Origin of the sequence: Streptomyces sp. NPDC052301 (assembly GCF_044593395.1) — a bacterium.
Classification (GTDB): Bacteria; Actinomycetota; Actinomycetes; order Streptomycetales; family Streptomycetaceae; genus Streptomyces.
Map to the genome: position 1 here is coordinate 313386 of NZ_JBIUBE010000008.1, position 18516 is coordinate 331901.

Annotated in this window: 7 protein-coding genes and 1 tRNA gene; 7 read left to right on the forward strand and 1 reads right to left on the reverse strand. The window is 67.1% G+C overall.

Features of this window, described 5'->3' with window-relative positions; all coding sequences use genetic code 11:
* Window positions 1–388 precede the first annotated feature (388 nt).
* Window positions 389–466 (reverse strand) — tRNA-Ser (locus ACIHEJ_RS24310).
* A 924-nt stretch (window positions 467–1390) separates the two neighbouring features.
* Here ACIHEJ_RS24310 and ACIHEJ_RS24315 point away from each other — a divergent pair.
* From ACIHEJ_RS24315 to ACIHEJ_RS24345, 7 genes are all read left to right on the forward strand, one after another.
* On the forward strand, window positions 1391–3484 hold the full coding sequence (locus tag ACIHEJ_RS24315) for a hypothetical protein (RefSeq protein WP_400138661.1): 2094 nt from the start codon (window positions 1391–1393) through the stop codon (window positions 3482–3484).
* Complete coding sequence (locus ACIHEJ_RS24320; protein WP_400138663.1) at window positions 3484–4434, forward strand: hypothetical protein; 951 nt, start codon at window positions 3484–3486, stop codon at window positions 4432–4434. The genes ACIHEJ_RS24315 and ACIHEJ_RS24320 overlap by 1 nt, the downstream gene beginning before the upstream one ends.
* Complete coding sequence (locus tag ACIHEJ_RS24325) at window positions 4427–10009, forward strand: DEAD/DEAH box helicase (protein WP_400138665.1); 5583 nt, start codon at window positions 4427–4429, stop codon at window positions 10007–10009. The genes ACIHEJ_RS24320 and ACIHEJ_RS24325 overlap by 8 nt, the downstream gene beginning before the upstream one ends.
* A gap of 65 nt (window positions 10010–10074) precedes the next feature.
* Window positions 10075–11520, forward strand: a complete 1446-nt coding sequence (locus ACIHEJ_RS24330) for a PIN-like domain-containing protein (RefSeq protein ID WP_400138667.1) — start codon at window positions 10075–10077, stop codon at window positions 11518–11520.
* A gap of 168 nt (window positions 11521–11688) precedes the next feature.
* Window positions 11689–12117 carry a hypothetical protein gene (locus tag ACIHEJ_RS24335; RefSeq protein ID WP_400138669.1) on the forward strand — a complete coding sequence of 143 codons (429 nt, stop codon included), beginning with the start codon at window positions 11689–11691 and terminating at the stop codon, window positions 12115–12117.
* Between the two features lie 396 nt (window positions 12118–12513).
* Window positions 12514–15804, forward strand: coding sequence for a helicase-related protein (locus tag ACIHEJ_RS24340; RefSeq protein WP_400138671.1), 3291 nt, complete (start codon window positions 12514–12516; stop codon window positions 15802–15804).
* Window positions 15801–18503, forward strand: coding sequence for a DUF1156 domain-containing protein (locus ACIHEJ_RS24345; protein ID WP_400138673.1), 2703 nt, complete (start codon window positions 15801–15803; stop codon window positions 18501–18503). The genes ACIHEJ_RS24340 and ACIHEJ_RS24345 overlap by 4 nt, the downstream gene beginning before the upstream one ends.
* The last annotated feature ends 13 nt before the right edge of the window (window positions 18504–18516 follow it).

Here is an 18516-nt window from a genome sequence, read left to right on the forward strand (position 1 = left end):
GCTTCTGGTCGCGTCGGACGCGGAGGGCACGAACGGCATCCCGGTTGTCGTCGGTGATCTCGCGCAGGTGTACGCCTGGAGACCTCATGCCACACCCCTTCCTGCATGCGTCGGCTGTACCGTCCGGACCGACGTGAAGAGTCGTCCCTGGGTGGCAGCCAGCCGCAGCGTATTCGGCGCCGCGGAGCTGGAGCGGGACCGGCACGCCGGGCGGCGTCCGTTCCAAAATAGCCCCTGTGACCTGGGCAGACGGGCTCAGTTCCTGTCCACGAATAGTCCACAGACCCCGGCATACGGCCGCTTCGAGTGGCATACGCCTGCACATGCGCGAAGGCCCCGTCCTCAGCGTTCTCACTGGTGGCGGGGTCTTTAGGCACCTTCTTCGAGGTGCCCCCGGCAGGATTCGAACCTGCGCACACGGCTCCGGAGGCCGTTGCAGGCTCCGGCGTTCACGCAGGTCACGGGCCTTTGGATGATGGATGGCGCAAGCTCCGTCCACAAGTAGTCCATGGGCAGTCTGTAAGTACCCAGCGGAGCGAGAAGGGTTGCCGGGGTCAGTAGCACGGAGCGCGCTTCCACTGCAGCTCTTGCCGACCTGCGGTGTCTGCTGGGTCTGAGCGTCCAGCAGGGCAGCGCACTCGCATCGGCGAGTACGTCCCGGCCGTGCTGGCTGCGCCAGCGGCTGTGTGCACCGGGCGGACTGGCAAGCAGAAGCACGCGTTCCCAGAGTTGGCACGCGGCCTGCAGGGAGCACGGAATGATGCGCGGCCGACTCTCTTGCCTGCCAGGCAATATCACGATTTCAGCACGCGTGTCATTTCGTGTAGGAACCATGGATATTCTGCGTCCGGAGCCGGTTCCTTAGCGCTCCGTGCCCGTTGGGGCTGAGGGGAGGCTGTTGTGGGGATCCTCTGGCGTCATGCCAGTCGGCTGATAGGCAGTCAGTCGACGTCGGAAGCCCTCTTTTCGCACCGCGCGGCGGGGGTGTTACTGCACCTCGACCGTAGTTGCCGGAACGTACGCGTCAGGAGCCTCTGGTCAGTGCTGCCTTCGGTGCGTACCACGCTTCTGACCTAGGCCAGCTAAGGCAGGCTGCTACGGAGATGAACGCCCATGCTCTGTCTGGCAGTTCGACTGCCGCATGGGGGTACCGCCTGGATGCGGGAAAGGGCCTCCGGCGGGGCAAGGCGGGCAGGGACCCACGAGGCAGGGGTGACGAACAGGCGCATATGCCTGTCACGTGGGGAGCTTCCTGAGTAGCGTGGTTGGGCTGGACGGATGGCAGGGGCATCCGCCGTGGCGGAGTGGGCCGGGGTATCGGGGTGTGAGCGCGCGTGTCCGCAGCCGTAGATGGGCACGCGGCTTTGGGTGGGGAAGCTGGAAAGGTTAGATGACGTCTGAGTACAAGCAGTGGCACGAGGTGCTCTCTGCAGAGTTCTTCGGTGCGGGCAATGCGCTGCGGAGCACCGTCCTGTACGTCGACGCCGAGGTCGAACGGGAGCTGGCCGAGCGCATAGGAACGGGCCTCGCCCAGGCTGTCGCCGGTGAACTCAACTGGAGCGAGCCGGACAGACCACTGTTCAGCCGCATTCAGCGCGAGTGCGAGATATGGGAGCAGCACGGGAGTGCCGTCCCGCCGCCGAGCCTGCCGGTGCTGGCCCTGTCCGTGCTGGCGGCTACCCGCATGGCGTCCTCTGACGGCATGCTGAAGTCCAACTTCTACGGGCGGTGGATCCAGCTGTTCGGCGAGCGGCCCTCCAGCTCCCGGGCGAACAAGCTCGAGCATGCCTTCCAGGACGTCGCAGTGATGTGGGAGGAGCTCGACACCTGGCTTGAGGAGACGGGTGGCCTTTACGGCACCAGCACGGTCAGCACCGACGAGCACTACTGGAAGATCGGCTTCCCCATCTCACAGGCGCTGGTGCGCGGCTCGGACCGGCAGGTCCTCACCCGGTTCTTCGCCGCCACCCGCTTGCGGCCACACAACCCTGACGAGGTCTCCGGCCGCGAGCTGCTGCGGCGCCTGCGCGTGTGGACGGCAGGCCGAGACCGGCGCCTGTCACCCCGCCTTATGGAGGAGCTCGCCAGCGCCCCGGACACGGGCGAAACCCTGATCGCCAGCCTGGTCAAGAGGCTCGCCGATGACTGGGACGGCACCCTCCACGAGCCGGAGCGCGAGCACCGGCGCCGCGCCATGGGGCTGAGGCTCGTAGTCGCGGACCGAGGCAGGCGCCTGGAATGGCTCGCCGAGGCCTGCGATGGGATCGAGGAGACCCGCGTCGCTGTGCCAGGCGGACGTACGTTCACGCTGCACAAGGCGTACGGGGACGTCTACGAGGGGCTGGAGTCGCTGCATCCCTCCTGGCAGCAACTGGGAGACGGCCTGCACCTCGAGGGCGACGACCTGGTCCTTGAGTGGGCGCCGCAGGAGGTGGTGCTACTGCGGTTGCACCCGCATCTGGGCGAGTGGGTGAGTACTGAGTACTTCGAGCCCGGCGAGCAGCACTGGATCCTGGCCGCTGACTCGGCGGTCCGCGCAGTGCGCTCCATGGTCGATGCCCTCGGCGGCCGCACCGTCCGCGAAGCGTCGGCGCCGGTGCCGGGGTGGAAGCTGATCAAGGGCGTGCGCGCCGTCAACGGACTGGCCTTCGCCCGCACCCTCGACCGGGGCGGAGACCATGCGCACGTCCTTGAGCCCCAGATCCGGCACCGCGCTGCGCTGTCGGGTGGCCTGCGCATCGCACCCGAGTACCGGGTGGGTGCCGGAGTAGCGGGCCATTTCCTCCGCGGCGGTGCTCCCGATCTTCTGCTGCCGGCCAGCGACTCTCCCGACGGCCGGGTAGAAGTCGTCCTCGACGGCCGCACCGAGAAGCTGCGCGCCGACCCGCGGGTGCCTTTCCCCCTCTGCATGATCCCCCTCGAAGAGGGAGAGCACCGTGTGGGTACGGCGCACAGCAGCCAGGTCTTCACACTGCACGACGGGCTGCACGAGGGACTGCCACCCGGCACCGGGACACTCGGGTACCTCTGCGACGGCACCGCCCGGCCCGAGCTGAGCGACGCAGCAGGCTCCGAAACCGCCATCTGCGGTGCAAAGGCGCCACGTAGTATCCGCCCCCCGCGGACTGAACTGCTGCGCTCCACCGTCCTGGAAGCCGTGCTGCTCGATCCTCACGGCGGAGTGCGCCGGGCCAAGCAGCAGTCGGTCCCCGCTTGGATGGCCTCCCGCCTGCCCCCACAGGCGCTCGGCCCCTGCCTTGAGATTGAAGTACCGGGCGGCTACGTCTGGCTGGTCTACCGGACAGCGTCCCGCTGGTCGGTCAGGGCGCTGGCAGAGGCAGAAGACATACCCGCGCCCGCTCCGGCGCCTGACGACTACGCCTGGGCGTACGCCGTCCTCAGCGCCGCCCAGCGCCTGCAGGACCCCGCCTGGCTCGACTACGTGGCAGCAGCGGCAGAAATCAGCGGAAGGCGGGAAGCCTGATGACCGATACAGGAGGCCTGCTGCTGCGATGGTTGAGCGAACAGGGCGCCGGCAGCCTGTCCGACCTCAAGCAGGGGATGTGGTGGCTGGCATCCAAGCACTGTCCGGACATCGAACCGGGAGCCCCGGGCCGCTGGCTGCGCGACGCCGTCTCCCTGGCCTACATGGACATTGACTGGCGCAACCGACGCTGGTGCGCAGCCCCGCCGGTCCTGACCCGCTTGCCCCAGGCGCGGGGGCTGGCGGTACTTACCGGGGGCCGGACGGCTGCGTTTGACGCGCGCGTAGCGCAGGCCGGGCAGGACGGCTTGCTGGAGCTGTTCCGGGTGCCCAGCGCCCGCCCGCCCAGGGACATCCCTTTGCCCCCCTCCCTCATCGTCCAGTTCGACGACGAAGCAGGGCTCGTAGGCTGGGCGGCCGAGCTCGGCGTGTCGTACACACCGTGCTTCGCGCTCCAAGGAGCTGCGCTGCTTCCGCCCTTGAGTCCTGGAGCGCCCACCTCCGCACCGGAGTTCGGCAAACCGCTGGAGCAGTACGACCTCGAACGCGGTGGATATCGGCTTGTCCCGCGGCCCCAGGGCGAAGGCCTGTACCGGCTCAAGCGGCGCGACAGCAAGCGCGTATGTCAGGTCCAGCGCGACGGCCAGTGGTACGAAACCGGCCACGAACAGGGCGTCTACCTGGCGCTGGAGAACCAGAGCCGGGCAGCGGACGTGCTGCGCTGGCTGCCCGAGAAGGACTGCGGGCGCGAGCGGTTCGGGACCCTCTTCGTCGACTGGGGATATCCCCTGCCCGACCTGCACCGGCGCGTCGCGGTGATGTGCTGCGGCCTCGCGCCCCGCATCAACACCCAAGCCGAGAACCTTGCCTACGACAACGTGCCCCACGCCATAGCCATCAAGATCGCACAATCGCTCGGACAGCACCTGGGGGAGAACGACGATGAGTGATACCGCTGCGCAGCAGCCCGGCCGCACCACCCGGGACGTGGACATCCTCGGTTCGTTCGAGCACTTGAAGGATGCGCTCTTCCGCTACTACAATACGCCGTTCGGGCTCGCTGACGAGCACCTCGTGCGCGAGCGCCAGGACCTTTTCGATGAAAACGGCGGAGCCTGGCGGCGCCCTCTGCTGGAGGTCCGCCCGCGCTACGTCCAGATGGATGCGGGCATTGCGGAGTCCGTGAAGGCAGCAGGAGCCCACCCCGACCTCGCGGAACTGGCGCAGCTCGGGCTGCTGCAGGACGTCCCCTCCCTGTACGAGCACCAGCACCGGGCCTTGGCCGCCGCTGTGAGGGACGGGCGCGACGTCGTGGTTACGGCCGGCACGGGCTCGGGCAAGACGGAGTCGTTCATGCTGCCCATCCTGGCCGACCTCGTCCGCGAGTCCGCCGCCTGGCCGACCGCCTCGCTGCCGTCGAACCGCTGGTGGGCCTCTCCCGACGGCGTCTACCAGCCGCAGCGGGCAAGCGAGGTCGGTCGCCACGCAGCGGTACGCGCCTTGGTCCTCTACCCCATGAACGCCCTCGTCGACGACCAGATGATGCGCCTGCGCAGGGCGCTGGACAGCGACGACGTTAGGGCGTGGCTTGCCCGGTCGCGCCCCGGCCACCGCTTCTACTTCGGCCGTTACACCGGGGCAACCCCCGTTCCAGGCGAGATCGGCTCGTCGGCCGGCGTCAAGACGCTGCGCAAGGAGTTCGCCGCCACCGAGGAGCGCTCCCGCCAGGCGCAGAAGGCACCCGGCGACGGTCGCTACTTCATTCCACGGCTGGACGGCGCGGAGATGCGCTGCCGTTGGGACATGATTCAGGCTCCGCCCGACATCATGATCACGAACTACAGCATGCTCAACGTCATGCTGATGCGCTCGCGCGAGTCGCAGATCTTTGACAAGACGCGCCGCTGGCTGCAGGAGGTGCCCGACGCCCGCTTTACCCTGGTTGTCGACGAGCTCCACATGTACCGCGGCACCGCAGGCACAGAGATCGCCTACCTCCTGCGCAACCTGCGCCACCGCCTCGGCCTGGACCGCAGGCCCGACAAGTTCCGCATCCTGGCCGCGTCCGCCTCCCTCGAAGCGCCGCGCGACCTGGACTTCCTGCAGGAGTTCTTCGGCGTCGACCGCAACCGGTTCGAGGTCCTCGGCGGCCAGCTCGTGCTGCCGACGCACACCCGCACCGACATCTCCCAGCACGCCGACGCCTACGCCGCCCTAGGCGATCCCGAACCCGCCCAGGCTGACCAGCTCCTGGCAGACACCGGTGCCGGTGACGCGCTGGTCAACGCACTTCGCGACGGCGACCGGCTCATCGCCGACTTCGATACAGCCGTCGCCGCCCGCCTCTTTCCTGCCTCCGGCACCCCCATACAGGAGAAGGCGCTGCGCGGAGTCCTCACCGCGCTGCGTCGCTCAGCCGACCCCCAGGCCCCCAAGCTGCGCGGACACCTCTTCTTCCGCAACATCCCTGGCGTCTGGGCCTGCTCAGACCCGCAGTGCCCCGACGCCCCGCGTCCGGAAGGCATGGAGAGGACCGTCGGCAAGCTGTATTCGCGACCCACGCCGCGCTGCAGCTGCGACGCACGCGTCCTTGAACTCCTCTACTGCCAGAACTGCGGAGATGTATTCCTCGGCGGCTACGCGCCGACATCGGCCTTCCGTAACGCCGCCAAGGGGCTCCCCTTCGAAGCCGGCCTGCTCGCGGACCTGCCTGACCTCGACTCACTGCCTGACGCTGCAGCCCTCGGGCCGAGCGCGGCCAACTACATCGTCTACTGGCCGCGCAAGGAAGACCCGGCGCTGGAGAAGCTGGAGTGGGACGCCAACTCGGACAAGGGCACGCTGAGCGCCGACTTCGAGTTCAAGCGCAGCCAGTACGACCCGCGCACCGGCATCCTCCGCAACCAGCGCGACCACACCGGCTGGTCCTTCCACACCAGCGTGCCGCAGCCGAAGAAGGGACGGCCCCGACTCAAGGCGGAAGACCTCCCCGCGGCTCCGACCCAGTGCCCCAACTGCGGCGACGACTGGGAACTCAAGCAGGTCGGCAGCGAGCGCCTCAGCCTGAGCGACCCGCGCCGCATGCGCACACCAGTCAGGTCTATGCGCACCGGTTTTGAGAAGGTCAACCAGGTGCTGACCACCGGGATCCTCTCTCTGCTGCCGAACCGGCAGGCGGTGGTCTTTTCCGACAGTAGGCAGGACGCGGCGAAGCTGTCCGCGGGCCTGGGGCTGCGCCACTACCAGGACCTTCTGCGCCTGCTGCTCGCTGAAGAGGTCGAAGGTCAGGGCGATCCGGTCACTGACCTCGCAGCCGTATCGGGCTTCTACCGCAAGTCCCCCGACCACCCTGTGGACAAGGAGACAGCCAAGGCCGCACGCTCCCGGCTGCGCGCCCGCGACCCGGAGACCTTCGACACCTGGGAAACGCTCCAGAAGCCCCAGGTATCCGACCTTGACAGTCTCGACGACGACCTCCCCGACCCGGAAGAAGAGGCCGCGCTCTACAGCCGCCTCAGCCGCGTGCCCAGCCTCGACAGTCACGGCGCCGCCGTCGCCGAACGCCTGGTCCAGTGCGGTATCAACCCCGGCGGCCCGAAGGCGTCCCTGCGGCAGACCAGCTACCAGAAAGGCGCCCAGCCGCAGCCCTGGACCTCGCTGTATCGGTGGCCCGAGCCCCCCGGCGGCAAGGTGCGCGATGAATCCAGCTTGGCCCTGAGCGAACGGCAGGAGCAGCTGCGCCAGGACATCCGCGAAGCCCTCACCAGCGAGCTGCTCAACGGGCTGTTCGGCAGCGCCGGACGTGACTTCGAGTCCCTGGGCCTGGGCTGGCTCACCCTCGCCACCGACCAAGCAGCACTCGAAGCCGAGCGGGTCTCCGACGCCGCACTGGCCCGGGCCAGCCTGCGGGTCCTCGGCCACATGCGCCGTTTCGCAGGTCTGCGCAGCCCGGCTGACGAACCGCCCAAGAAGCTGCGGGACTTCTGGGCCAGCGCAGCCGACCACCTGGGGCAGGACCCGGACGACCTCCGCAAGACCGTCGAGCGGATCTGGGGGGAGGCAGTCAAGAAGTACGTCATCCAGCCCGAGCACGTCGCCCTGCGCCACGGCCGAGCCGTGTCCTGGACCTGCTCCGTCTGCCGCCGCCGACACCTCCACCCCGGCATCGGAATCTGTACGAAGTGCCGGCGGCCCCTTCCCGCCGCGCCCAAGCCCTTCGACGGCACAGACGCCGACTACTACGCTTGGATGGCGCGCAGGCAGTTCGGCAATTTCCGCCTCAACGCCGCTGAACTCACCGGTCAGACCGACCGCCTGGACGCCCAGGCCCGCCAGGCCCGCTTCCAGGGGATCTTCCTCGACGGCAAGGAGCACGAGCTCCCTGACACCCTCGATGTCCTCTCCGTCACCACCACTATGGAAGCAGGAGTCGACATCGGCCCGCTGTCTGCGGTCCTAATGGCGAACATGCCGCCAACTCGGTTCAACTACCAGCAGCGCGTCGGACGGGCAGGACGGCGCACCTCGCCGGTCGCGCTCGCGCTCACTGTGTGCCGCGGCCGCAGCCACGATGAGCACTACTTCCAAGACCCCCAGCGCATCACCAACGACCCGACCCCGCCGCCGTACCTGTCCACCGACATGAAGGACATCTACCAGCGGGTCCTCACTGCCGAGGTGCTGCGCAGGGCCTTCGGCGCGGTGCAGGGCGCGGCTGGGGACGACGCAGGGCCGGACCCCACCCGCAACGTCCACGGCCAGTTCGGCCGCACCGCGGACTGGCCCGCCGTCAGCGAAGCGATCAGCGTATGGATCAAGTCCCACGACGCCGAGGTCCGCAGCCTCTCCGAAGCCCTTGCTGACCGCACTCGCAGCAATTGGCCCCCGGCGCAGGCGGCGGCCTGGGTAGCCCAGGAGCTCGTCACCCGCGTCACCCAGATCGCCGACCAGACCCACGGCCACCACGAACTCAGCCAGCGGCTGGCGGAGGCCGGCCTGCTGCCGATGTTCGGATTCCCCACCTCAGCCCGCTACCTGTACACCAAGCGCCCCTCCGACTCCTACCCCTGGCCGCCGAGCGGAGTGGTCGACCGGTCGCTGGACATCGCGATCTCGCAGTTCGCCCCCGGCGCCGAGACAGTCAAGGACGGACAGGTCCATACGGCGGTCGGAGCCGTCGCGTTCGAGCCGACCGGACGATTCCCCCGAGCCGTGGACGAGCCGCTGGGGCAGCCCGTCCTCATCGGAATCTGCCGCGCCTGCGGTCACCTCGCCAAGGACGTGCAGGAGCTGCCGGAACAGGAGGACGCCCCGCCGCAGCCTTGCCGCGCCTGCGGAACGGCCGACGGCTCCTACCGTGAGATCGGACTGCGCGAACCGGCCGGCTTCTACTCCGGCGGCAAGGCCCGCGACTTCGACGGCAACTTCGCATGGAGGGCTAGGTCCCTCGCGCCCCGCACCGCCGCAGACCTTGAGTACGGCGCACCGCAGAAGATCGCGGCGCCGGGCATGGTGGTCCACGCCGGCAAGGGCGAGCGGTACGCGGTCAACGACAACGGCGGCCGACTGTTCCACTTCGCGAAAGTAAGCCCGACCGCGCGTTGGTCCGGCGCCTACCTGGAGACCGGGGCGGCTGAGCTGTTCCCCTGGCTGGCGAAGGACATCGCTCCCGACGGGGAACCGCTTGCCACCGCCATCGGCGCTACCCAGCACACGGACCTGTTCCTGCTCGGTCCCCAGGCAGGCGAGATCCCGGCGCTTGGCCTGCGCCTGAATCTCACCTCCGTGCCGCAGAGTACCGGCTTCCCCGACGACCGCTCAGGCAGGCGGGCGGCCTGGTACTCGCTGGCGGCCCTGCTGCGCACGGCTGCGGGCTCGCTCCTGCAGGTGCAGCCCAACGAGATCGCATCTGGCATCCACGGTGCAGGCTCCGGGAGCAGCAAGGCGCGCACCTTTGCCTTCCTTTCCGACACCCTGGACAACGGCGCCGGCTACTGCACGCACCTTGCCGAACGGGAGGTCTTCGAGCAGCTCATGGCGACTGCCAACAGGATGCTGGCCGACTTCGCGGATGGCGCGCACGGCCGCGACTGCCGCGGCTCGTGCTACCAGTGTCTGCGTGACTACACGAACATGGCGTACCACAGCCTCCTGGACTGGCGGCTGGCCGGTGAGCTCCTAGGCATCCTCCAAGGCGCGGGCGCCGCCAGCAGCCAGCGGGGCCGCCGGGCTGTGGGACTGTTGCGGAACTGGGCGTCCGACTTCCCGCCCGGTGATGCCGTGTTCGTGGACGACCTGGGGGGCACCGGTCCTGCTGTCCTCTTCGAGGAGCGGGTCTGGGTTGCTGCCAAGGGCCCGTTTGAGGCGGCCGACGCCACGTTGTCATCCCCCCGCATCAGCACCGTACGCGACGCCGCCGCAGCCGACAGCGGAGGCGTTCCCGACGTGGTTTTCGTTGACGATTTCCTCCTCGACAAAGCCCCGGCGCGGGTGTCAGCCATGCTCGCCGACTTCGACGGCGTGTAGAGGCCTGCATACACGTCCGTCGACTGGCAGTTGCTTGTGTCAAGGTGATCGACTAAGGGAGGGGCATGACTGAGCCGGCGGGGAATATGGGCGAACCGGTGTTGTTGCAGCGGTTCGCGGCCTGGCTCCAGCCCGGGCCGTCGGCTGAGGACGCGGAGCGTAGCGTTTTCTTCAAAGACGGCGTCATTGTGCTGGACACGAATGTTCTGCTGAGCCTGTACGAGTACACCGAAACTTCTAGAGAAGAGGTCCTGTCGGCGCTGGAGCAGACCGCAGGACGGCTATGGATGCCCTACCAGGTCGGACTTGAGTTCGTCCGCGGTCGTCGCAGCACACTGGAGTCCCGCAAAAGGGCCCTCACCAGCGCGGCCACAGAGGTCAACAAGAAGCTCATGGCGGCCCGCAAAGCGATTGTCGAGGCTAAGGACGTCGTGTGCGCCCAGCTCGATAAGTACGCCCGAGCCCAGCAGGAGATAGCGGGGCTGGACGCCCTGGTCGCGGATGCCGACGTCGATGCCCACTTGGACGTGTACCGGCACGAGTTCAAATGCCACTTGGACATGCTCAAAGCCGATCATGGCTTAGCCCTGAACTCCTCCGACGCGGAAGACCCCATCCTTCCGCGGATTGCGAAGCTTTACGGGGAAGGCGTCGGCGAGCAGCCGGACGATGATGTGCTGCGTAAGCGTCTGGAGGAAGCGACGGCTTTCAGGTTCCCGAACAAGATTCCGCCCGGATTCTCCGACTCCGACAAGGATACGCCGCTGAAGTCCGCTGGCGACTTCCTCCTCTGGGAGGAGCTGATCGAGCATGTCCGACAACTGCCGCCCAGCGGGCGCTGCGTACTGTTCGTGTCGAATGACACTAAGGAGGACTGGTATGAGCAGCGCTCAGGCGCGAGCAGCTCCCGTCCGTGGCCAAGCCTTGTCGACGAGCTGAGGCGAAGGGCTCAGGCAGACCTGAGGATCGAGACGCCACCGCACTTCTTTGGCGGGATCAGGGAGTTTTTCGACGCAAAGCTCGCCGCGGACACGTACGCGGAGATCGAGCGTGTGTCAGAGGCATTCGAGGTTAAGGTGCCGGACACACCGCTGGTGATCACGGAGGAAACAGCGCAACTCCTGGACCCCCCGGAGGGGCTGGCTCTTGATGCGCTCAATTCAGTGGGACTCGCCTCGTCGACCCTGCGTGAGTCTGTGGAGTCGGCGTCGCCGGCCCGCCGGTTGTTCCAGTGGTGGCTGATCGGTGTGACAGCTCAGCTCGGGCGCCGGGCTGTGGGAGAAACGGAGCCGTCAGTAGCCATTGCTGCGGCCGCGAGAAGCAGCGAGCCGCCCTCCAGCGGCTGGGTCTCCGGTATCGCCCTTTCACCAGGCGAGTGGCTTCACCGGGACTCGTCGTGGATCGCACCATGGTTCATGGACCTGCTGGGATCCGTCCCTCCGACTGACCGCGCTGTCCTGCGCCGACTGGCAGCGCAGCAGGCGGAGAGCAACAGGCGCTCCAGCAGCTGACGTCCATCACTGCCACAACTAGCCTTGCCGAAGCATATGTTGGCCGGAAGGAACTGCATGCAGAAGGTTTTCCTAACCTCAGGCTCGGTGATCAGATGATCAATACGCTATGACAATCTCGGTAGCCAAGCTTCCGGCTATCGTCATCGATGGGTCGAAGGGGGAAAAGTGATTGATCACAAGGATTTCATGCATGGTGCGGCGCTTGTCGCGATCGCCGACTCGGAGATGTTCACAGCACTCAATCGCGCGAGCGTGAAGTACGGCCACTACGTGGTGAACCATGATCGTCACTTGTTCATAAAGTACAACGACGGCAAGGGGCCTGGAGACTACTTCTTCACGTTCTCAGGAGAAGACAAGAAGAGAATCATTTCCGAAGCGGCGCCCCTAGTTTTCGCGGTTCTTGTATGCGGGAACGAGGTGGTCACGGGAATCACCCGGGAGGAGCTGTCACAACTCATCACACTTACCGCTAGTGCCGCTTCTACCGTCAAGGTCTCGGCCCAGCAGGGCAGGCAACTCAGAATCTCGGGGCCCGACGGTTCGTTGCCGTTGATCTCTCGCCGTTCGTTCCCAACACGCATTCTCAAATAGTGCCAGACGACTCCGGAGGGCGCTTCGATCCCGGATTAAGTGTCTGGTCAGCGCTTCCTGCGAGATTGGACGAGCAGGGCTCGTCCACGGATGGTCCACGCTCGCTTGCTCGGCGCACCGCCACGACAGCGGGTTCCCTGGGGCGGGAACGCGCAATGGAGTCCCCACCCCCGTAGGGGTCGGGCACTAGGCGCGCCTCACCTCAAGCTTTGCTGCACACCATTATCCCGGGCAGCATCCCGCCGTGACGTGAGGACACCAGTCCCTCGGCGGGGCTGACATGTGGCGGTCGCGTGTAGTAGTTGTACTGCCACTTTGTCGATCAGTTAGATGGCGTCCGGTTGGGGGACCGTGAGCCTTGGGGGGGCTAGGGGTGTCACGTCCGCGCACGGTGGGATGGCTGATGGGCATGCCGTTCGGCTGGATGACAACCAGCTGTTGGAGGCGCGTATGAACATGCCGCCTCAGGAAGAGGGCGCTTTCGAACGCGGTCAGCGAGTGAGAGTCCACGCAGAAGGGGTTCCCGAGTTCGCCACGATTCGGTTCGCCCTGCCAGGAGACCGACCGGGTACGTGGGATCTCATCCTTGTCGATGATGAAGACCGTCGGCACGAAGTGAACCTGGTGGTTGGGGACACCGAGACCGTACGACCGCTGGTGAGCGATGGGCGAGCTAACTCCGCCCGAGTGCTGGCAGCCATGTGGACGCAGTGGATGCATGCCGCCGCCACCAACGCCGAGTCCAGCGCGATGGCAGCTACACCCCTGAAGCCGTACGCGCATCAGACCACGGCCGTTTACGGTGCGATGCTGCCGCAACCCTTGCTGCGGTTTCTGCTGGCTGACGAGCCCGGCACCGGCAAGACGATCATGGCGGGACTGTATGTCCGGGAGATGCAGCGTCTGGGTCTGGTCAAGCGTGCCATCATCGTGTGCCCGGCCAATCTGGCCACGAAGTGGGTGGACGACTTTGAGCGGCTGCTGGGCGGGGGGCTGCGGCAGCTGACTTCGGCCACGGTGCGCGAGAACGCGCTGAACTCCCACGATCTGTGGGTGGTGTCTTTGGAGTTAGCCGCGGTCAACCCGGCTGTGCAGGACGCCATACGCCCGGACAGGGCTGGCTGGGATCTGGTGGTCTTCGACGAAGCTCACCGGTTAACCCCGACGGCGGCCGGGTTCCATCAGGTCGGCCGACTGCTGGCCATGAACACTCCGCGGGCCCTACTGATGACAGCGACCCCGCACCGTGGCAAAGAGTGGCTTTTCCGGCACCTGCTGCATCTGGTCGACCCGGCGATCTACCCCGACCCGGGTGACGACCCCAGTGTGGAGCTCCGTGCGCTGCGCCCAGGACCGATCCACTTCCTCCGGCGCATGAAGGAAGACCTCGTCGACTTCGACGGCCGGACTCGCTTGTTCAAGGGCCGGACCGCCCACAACCACAGTGTCCCGCTGTCGCAGACCGAGTACGGCTTTTACCAGGCTGCCTTGGAGATGGTCGATCGGTACTTCCCGCCGACCGCGCAGCCGCTCGCCCGCATGGTGTACGGCAAGCGAGCCGCCTCGAGCCTGTACGCGCTCGCCGAGACGCTGCGCCGCCGCCATGAGCACATGGGTGCCATGAGTGAGGCCGAGGCCGCTCTGATCGCAGAGAGGGAAGGCCAGGGCGACGAGACGGAGGTTGACGAGGCCAGGGTCATCCATACGGGCTCGGCCTCCACCAGGGCCGAGCGCGCGGCGATCCGCAGCCTTGTGGACCAACTCGATGCCACAGTCGGCGACGCCTCCTGGAGGCCGTCGAAGTGGCAACGACTCATCGAGGACTGCCTTGCCCGGCACGGGATCCTGCCCGGCAATGGTGAGCAGGCCGTCGTGTTCACCGAGTACGCGGACTCCGCCGAGTGGATCGCCCGGCGGCTCGAGGCGGAGGGATTCACCGCCAGGCTCTACTCGGGGCGGCAGAGCAAGGCGGAACGCGACACGGTGCGCCGGGCGTTTATGCGCGGCGAGTTCCAGGTCATCATCACCACCGACGCCGGCAATGAAGGCATCGACCTGCAGGCCGCGCACGTGCTGGTCAACTACGACATTCCATGGTCCCTTGTGCGCCTGGAGCAGCGGATGGGGCGCATCCACCGCGTCGGTCAGCTGCGTGACGTTCACCTCTACAACCTGGTTGCCACGGATACGCGTGAGGGCGGGACACTGCTGCGGCTGCTGGACAACTTCGTCACGGCAGCGAATGAGTTGCGCGGCCAGATGTTCGACAGCCTGTCGGCCGTCGCAGAGCTCACGGGCGTGGATTACGACAAGTGGCTGTCCGATCTGTATGGCAACGATGAGGTGAGGAAGCAGCAGGCGCTCGACGCGGCCAGGGCCGTGAAGGCGCAGGAGCTCAGCCGGGCGGCCCGCCAGGTTCGGGACAACGAGCGCCGTCTGGCCAGCCAGGTGGACGCCGTGGCGGCGTTGACGCTGCTGCAGCGCGATTTGTTCGCGCGGATCAACCCGGCGATCGTCGAGGCGTACCTCGACCGGTTGGCGGATGCCCGTGTGCTGCAGTCGGCGCCGACCGCGGCCGGCGCCGGATTCCGGCGTCTGTCCCTTGAGGGCGGGGCTGTCTTCCCGGCCACGCTCAGCGCCTCCTGTGAGGTGCACATCGCCACTAGCGGGGACGCCCTGCGGGAGGCATCCGAGATCATCGATGTCGGCGACACGATCACGCTGGGTCCCGGCGAGCCGGGCTTCGCCGACCTGATCGCCATGGCGGAGCAGGCCCTGGCGGAGGACCTGTATCAGTCTGGCGCTGCGGCCGACCCCACCAGCCTGACTCCGTACGACCTTTACGCGTACAAGGCGACCATGACCGAGAGTGACGGGAAGCGTGCCAGCATATGGGCGACCCTGATCAAGGTTGACGACAGCGGCAGCGCCCGCCCGGTGCGGTGGGAGACCCTGGCCAACCTCGTCCCGACCGAGCAGCCAGGCACCGCACCCCATCCCGCTCGGGAGGGCCGCGCTCTTGACATGGCCCGTGAGGTGGCAGGCGTCACGGTCGGGGAGCACCGGAAGGTGCGTTCGGACTGGTTCGCCCAGGCTCGCCGGGATCTGACTAATCTGCCTCTCAGTCTGACGGAGGACATCGACGACCGGTCCACCCGCATCGAACTGCGGCGCCGGCTGCAGGCCCAGACCGCCCGGCGGTTGGATGAGCTGGAGAAGCTCGCCGATGTGCATCTGACCGCCCCGGCGCTGATCGGCCGGATCCGTGTGCTCGCCGCCGCGGACGCCGGCATCCAAGCAGAGATGGATGCCGAGGTGGTCTCCATGCGGCACGTCCAGCAGCTCCTCAAAGACGACGGATGGATTGTCGAGGACGTCCACACCGAGGGGCGGGGCTACGACCTGGAAGCCCGCCGCAACAGCCAAGTCCGCCACATCGAGGTCAAGGGCGTCCTCGGCAGCGCGGCCAGCGACGGCATCCAGATGACCGGCAATGAAGTGCTGATCGCGACCCAGCACCGCAAGGAGTACTGGCTCTACGTCATCGACCAGTGCGCCGATGGCACGGGCCGCTTCTTCGGCGCCTATGAGGACCCGGCCCTCCTCTTCGCCAACGACATGACGGGGCACGCGATATTCCGCGTTCCCGGCAGTAGCCTCAAGAACGCACCGGGGAGCAACGCATGAGCAGAATGATCGAACGATGGTTTCCCAGTGCCGAGGTGTCGGCTAACAGCGACAAGGGCTGGGGCTCGGGGAATAGCGAGATATCCCTGTTCATGTGGTTCGCCAAGCGGCCCACCGCTCAAGCTAAGGCGGCCACGATCTGCTCGCTGTTGCCGTGGCCCGAGGATGTCGCGGAGCAGAATCGGCTACAGGACCTCGTCCGCGACGCCATGACCGGGCGCTATGCGGCTTGGTCCGATCTGCACGACGAGATCGCCAAGGCCAATCCCGGCGGCGCGGCCACGCTCGACCCTTTCTCAGGGCGGGGCATGATCCCGCTGGAATCGGCGCGTCTGGGGGTTCAAGCGTCCGCTGTCGACTACAGCCCAGTGGCGGTGCTGGCCAGCCATCTGCTCACCTCGGCTCCGTTCGTGGACTGGAGCGAGGAGCCTGAGCTTCCGTTCGGGGAGACCGGCCAATTCCTGGCCTCCCGCACGGACCGGCTGCTCTGCGACCTCGAGGTCCTGTTCGCGGAGATCCAGGCGCGGCATGCGGCCGCGATGGGTGACTTCTACCCGCGGCACGGCGGCGAGCTGCCGTGGGGGTATCTCTGGGCGGTCGAGATCCCCTGCCAGGAGTGCGGTTCGCGGTTCCCGCTCATCGGCTCCTTCGAGTTGATGCCGGCGCGCGGCAGTAGGGAGGCGGTGTCGTTCCGCATCGACGCGGACCGGTCCTCGGGGGCGTGGGAGCCAATCGTGACGCCGGGGAAGGCGACCCGGGCGCCGACGCTGACCAACGCCGTGGTGAACGGCAAGAAGGTCGCGGGTAAGAGCGCGATCTGCGTGTTCTGCAGCCACGTCCATCCGCTGGCTGTGCACCGCAGGCTGCTGCAGGAGGGGCAGGGCCGCGACACCTTGGTCCTGGCCGCCGACATCGATTCCAAGAGCCGGAAGACGTTTCGTCAGCCCACGGCTGAGGAACGGCAAGCCGTGGTAGCCGCTGGCCGGACGCTGCAAGCCGAGCCGGCGTTCAGTCCCTTCCTGCCAGCGGTGCCGGACGAGGGCATCGCACCGGGCAACAACAACATCATCGGGCCGAGCATCTACGGGGCGAAGACCTACGGGGACTTCATGGTCGACCGCCAGACCCTCTCGTACGTGCGGCTGGCGCGTGTCATCAACGAGGTCGGTGATGAGCTCACCGCAGCGGGGCTGTCACGCGAGTATGTACGGACCCTGACCGGGTACGCGACCGCTGTCGTGGTGAAGAAGCTGCGGCGCTCGACGCGCGGTGCTCGGTTCCAGACTTCGGGCGGAGCCCGTGTTGGGGATCTGTTCGTCAACGAGGGGTCGATCACGTTCTCCCCCGACTTCTTCGAGGCCGGCATCGGTGACGGGCCCGGGACGTGGAGGTCGATCTCGGACAATGTGCTGGGCGCGTGTCGTAACCTGTTCTCCGATTTGCGTGGCGCGCCGGCGTCCGTGCAGCGGGGCACTGCCACGGATCTGCCTTACCCTCCCAAGGCATTCACCGCGGTCGTCACCGACCCGCCGTACGACCAGATGATCGCCTACGCGGACGCCTCCGATCTTTTCTACGCGTGGCTCAAGCGATGCCTGCACAACACCTGGCCCGAGCTGGTGATCACAGCAGACCCGCACGGCTGCCAGGACAAGAACAAGGAGATTATCGTCAAGCGGGTGCGCGGCGAAGCCCCGGACGAGCATCGCACTCGTGAGCACTACGACGCCCTCATCGCCGAGGCGTTTGCGCAGATGCGGCAGGCCGTCCGGGACGACGGCGTGGTCACCATCGTCTTTGGCCACGGCGAGCCGGAAGTATGGCAGCGGCTGCTGCAGGCGATCGAACGCGCCGGACTGGTCATGACCGGCTCGTGGCCGGCTAACACCGAGCCTGGCGGGCAGCAGGGCAAAGCCAACATCGAGACCACGCTCACCATGGCATGCCGACCCGCTCCCGCCGACAGGCCGTCGGGGCGCAAGGGCGCTGTCGAAGCTGAGATCAAGGCGGAGATCAAGCGTCGCTACCCCGATTGGGAGCGCTGGGGACTGGCACCAGCGGACATGCTGATGGCCGCAGCTGGGCCGGCCATGGAGGTCGTAGGCCGTTACAGCGAGGTCCTCGACGCCAAGGGCGAACCTGTTGACATTTACACGTTCCTTCCCCTGGCCCGAGCCGCCGTCCAGGAAGCCATGGCTGTCGAAATCAATCACCAGCCGCTGGAAACCTTCGACGCCCGCACCCGGTTCGCGCTGTGGTGGGCCCGGCTCTACAGCCGTCAAGTCCAGGCGAAGTCCGAACTGCGGTGGCAGGCCCTCGCCTCGTCGCTCGATCTGACCTCGGTACGCGACCTGGTGGGCGACGACGAGAAGGGTGTCCGCTTCATCACGTCACGCGAGTACACGAGCAAGATCGACGGGAACTCAGCTGTCATTGATGTCGCCCTGGCGCTCGCAGCTGTTTCGGATGGTGGCCTGGACGCCATGGGCCAAGTGCTTGCGGCCTCGGAACTGGTGGCCGACGACACCTACCTCTGGTCAGCAATCCAGTACCTCGCGGACCGGCTCCCCAGCAATGACCCGGACTCCATCGCGTTCGCTCGTGTCCTGCGCGCGCGGACCGGAATCGTCAGCGCCGCCGAAGCAGTCACCAACACCCGCCACCAGCAGGAGCAAGACAACCAACTGCGGCTGATCTGATGCCGAGCACCTC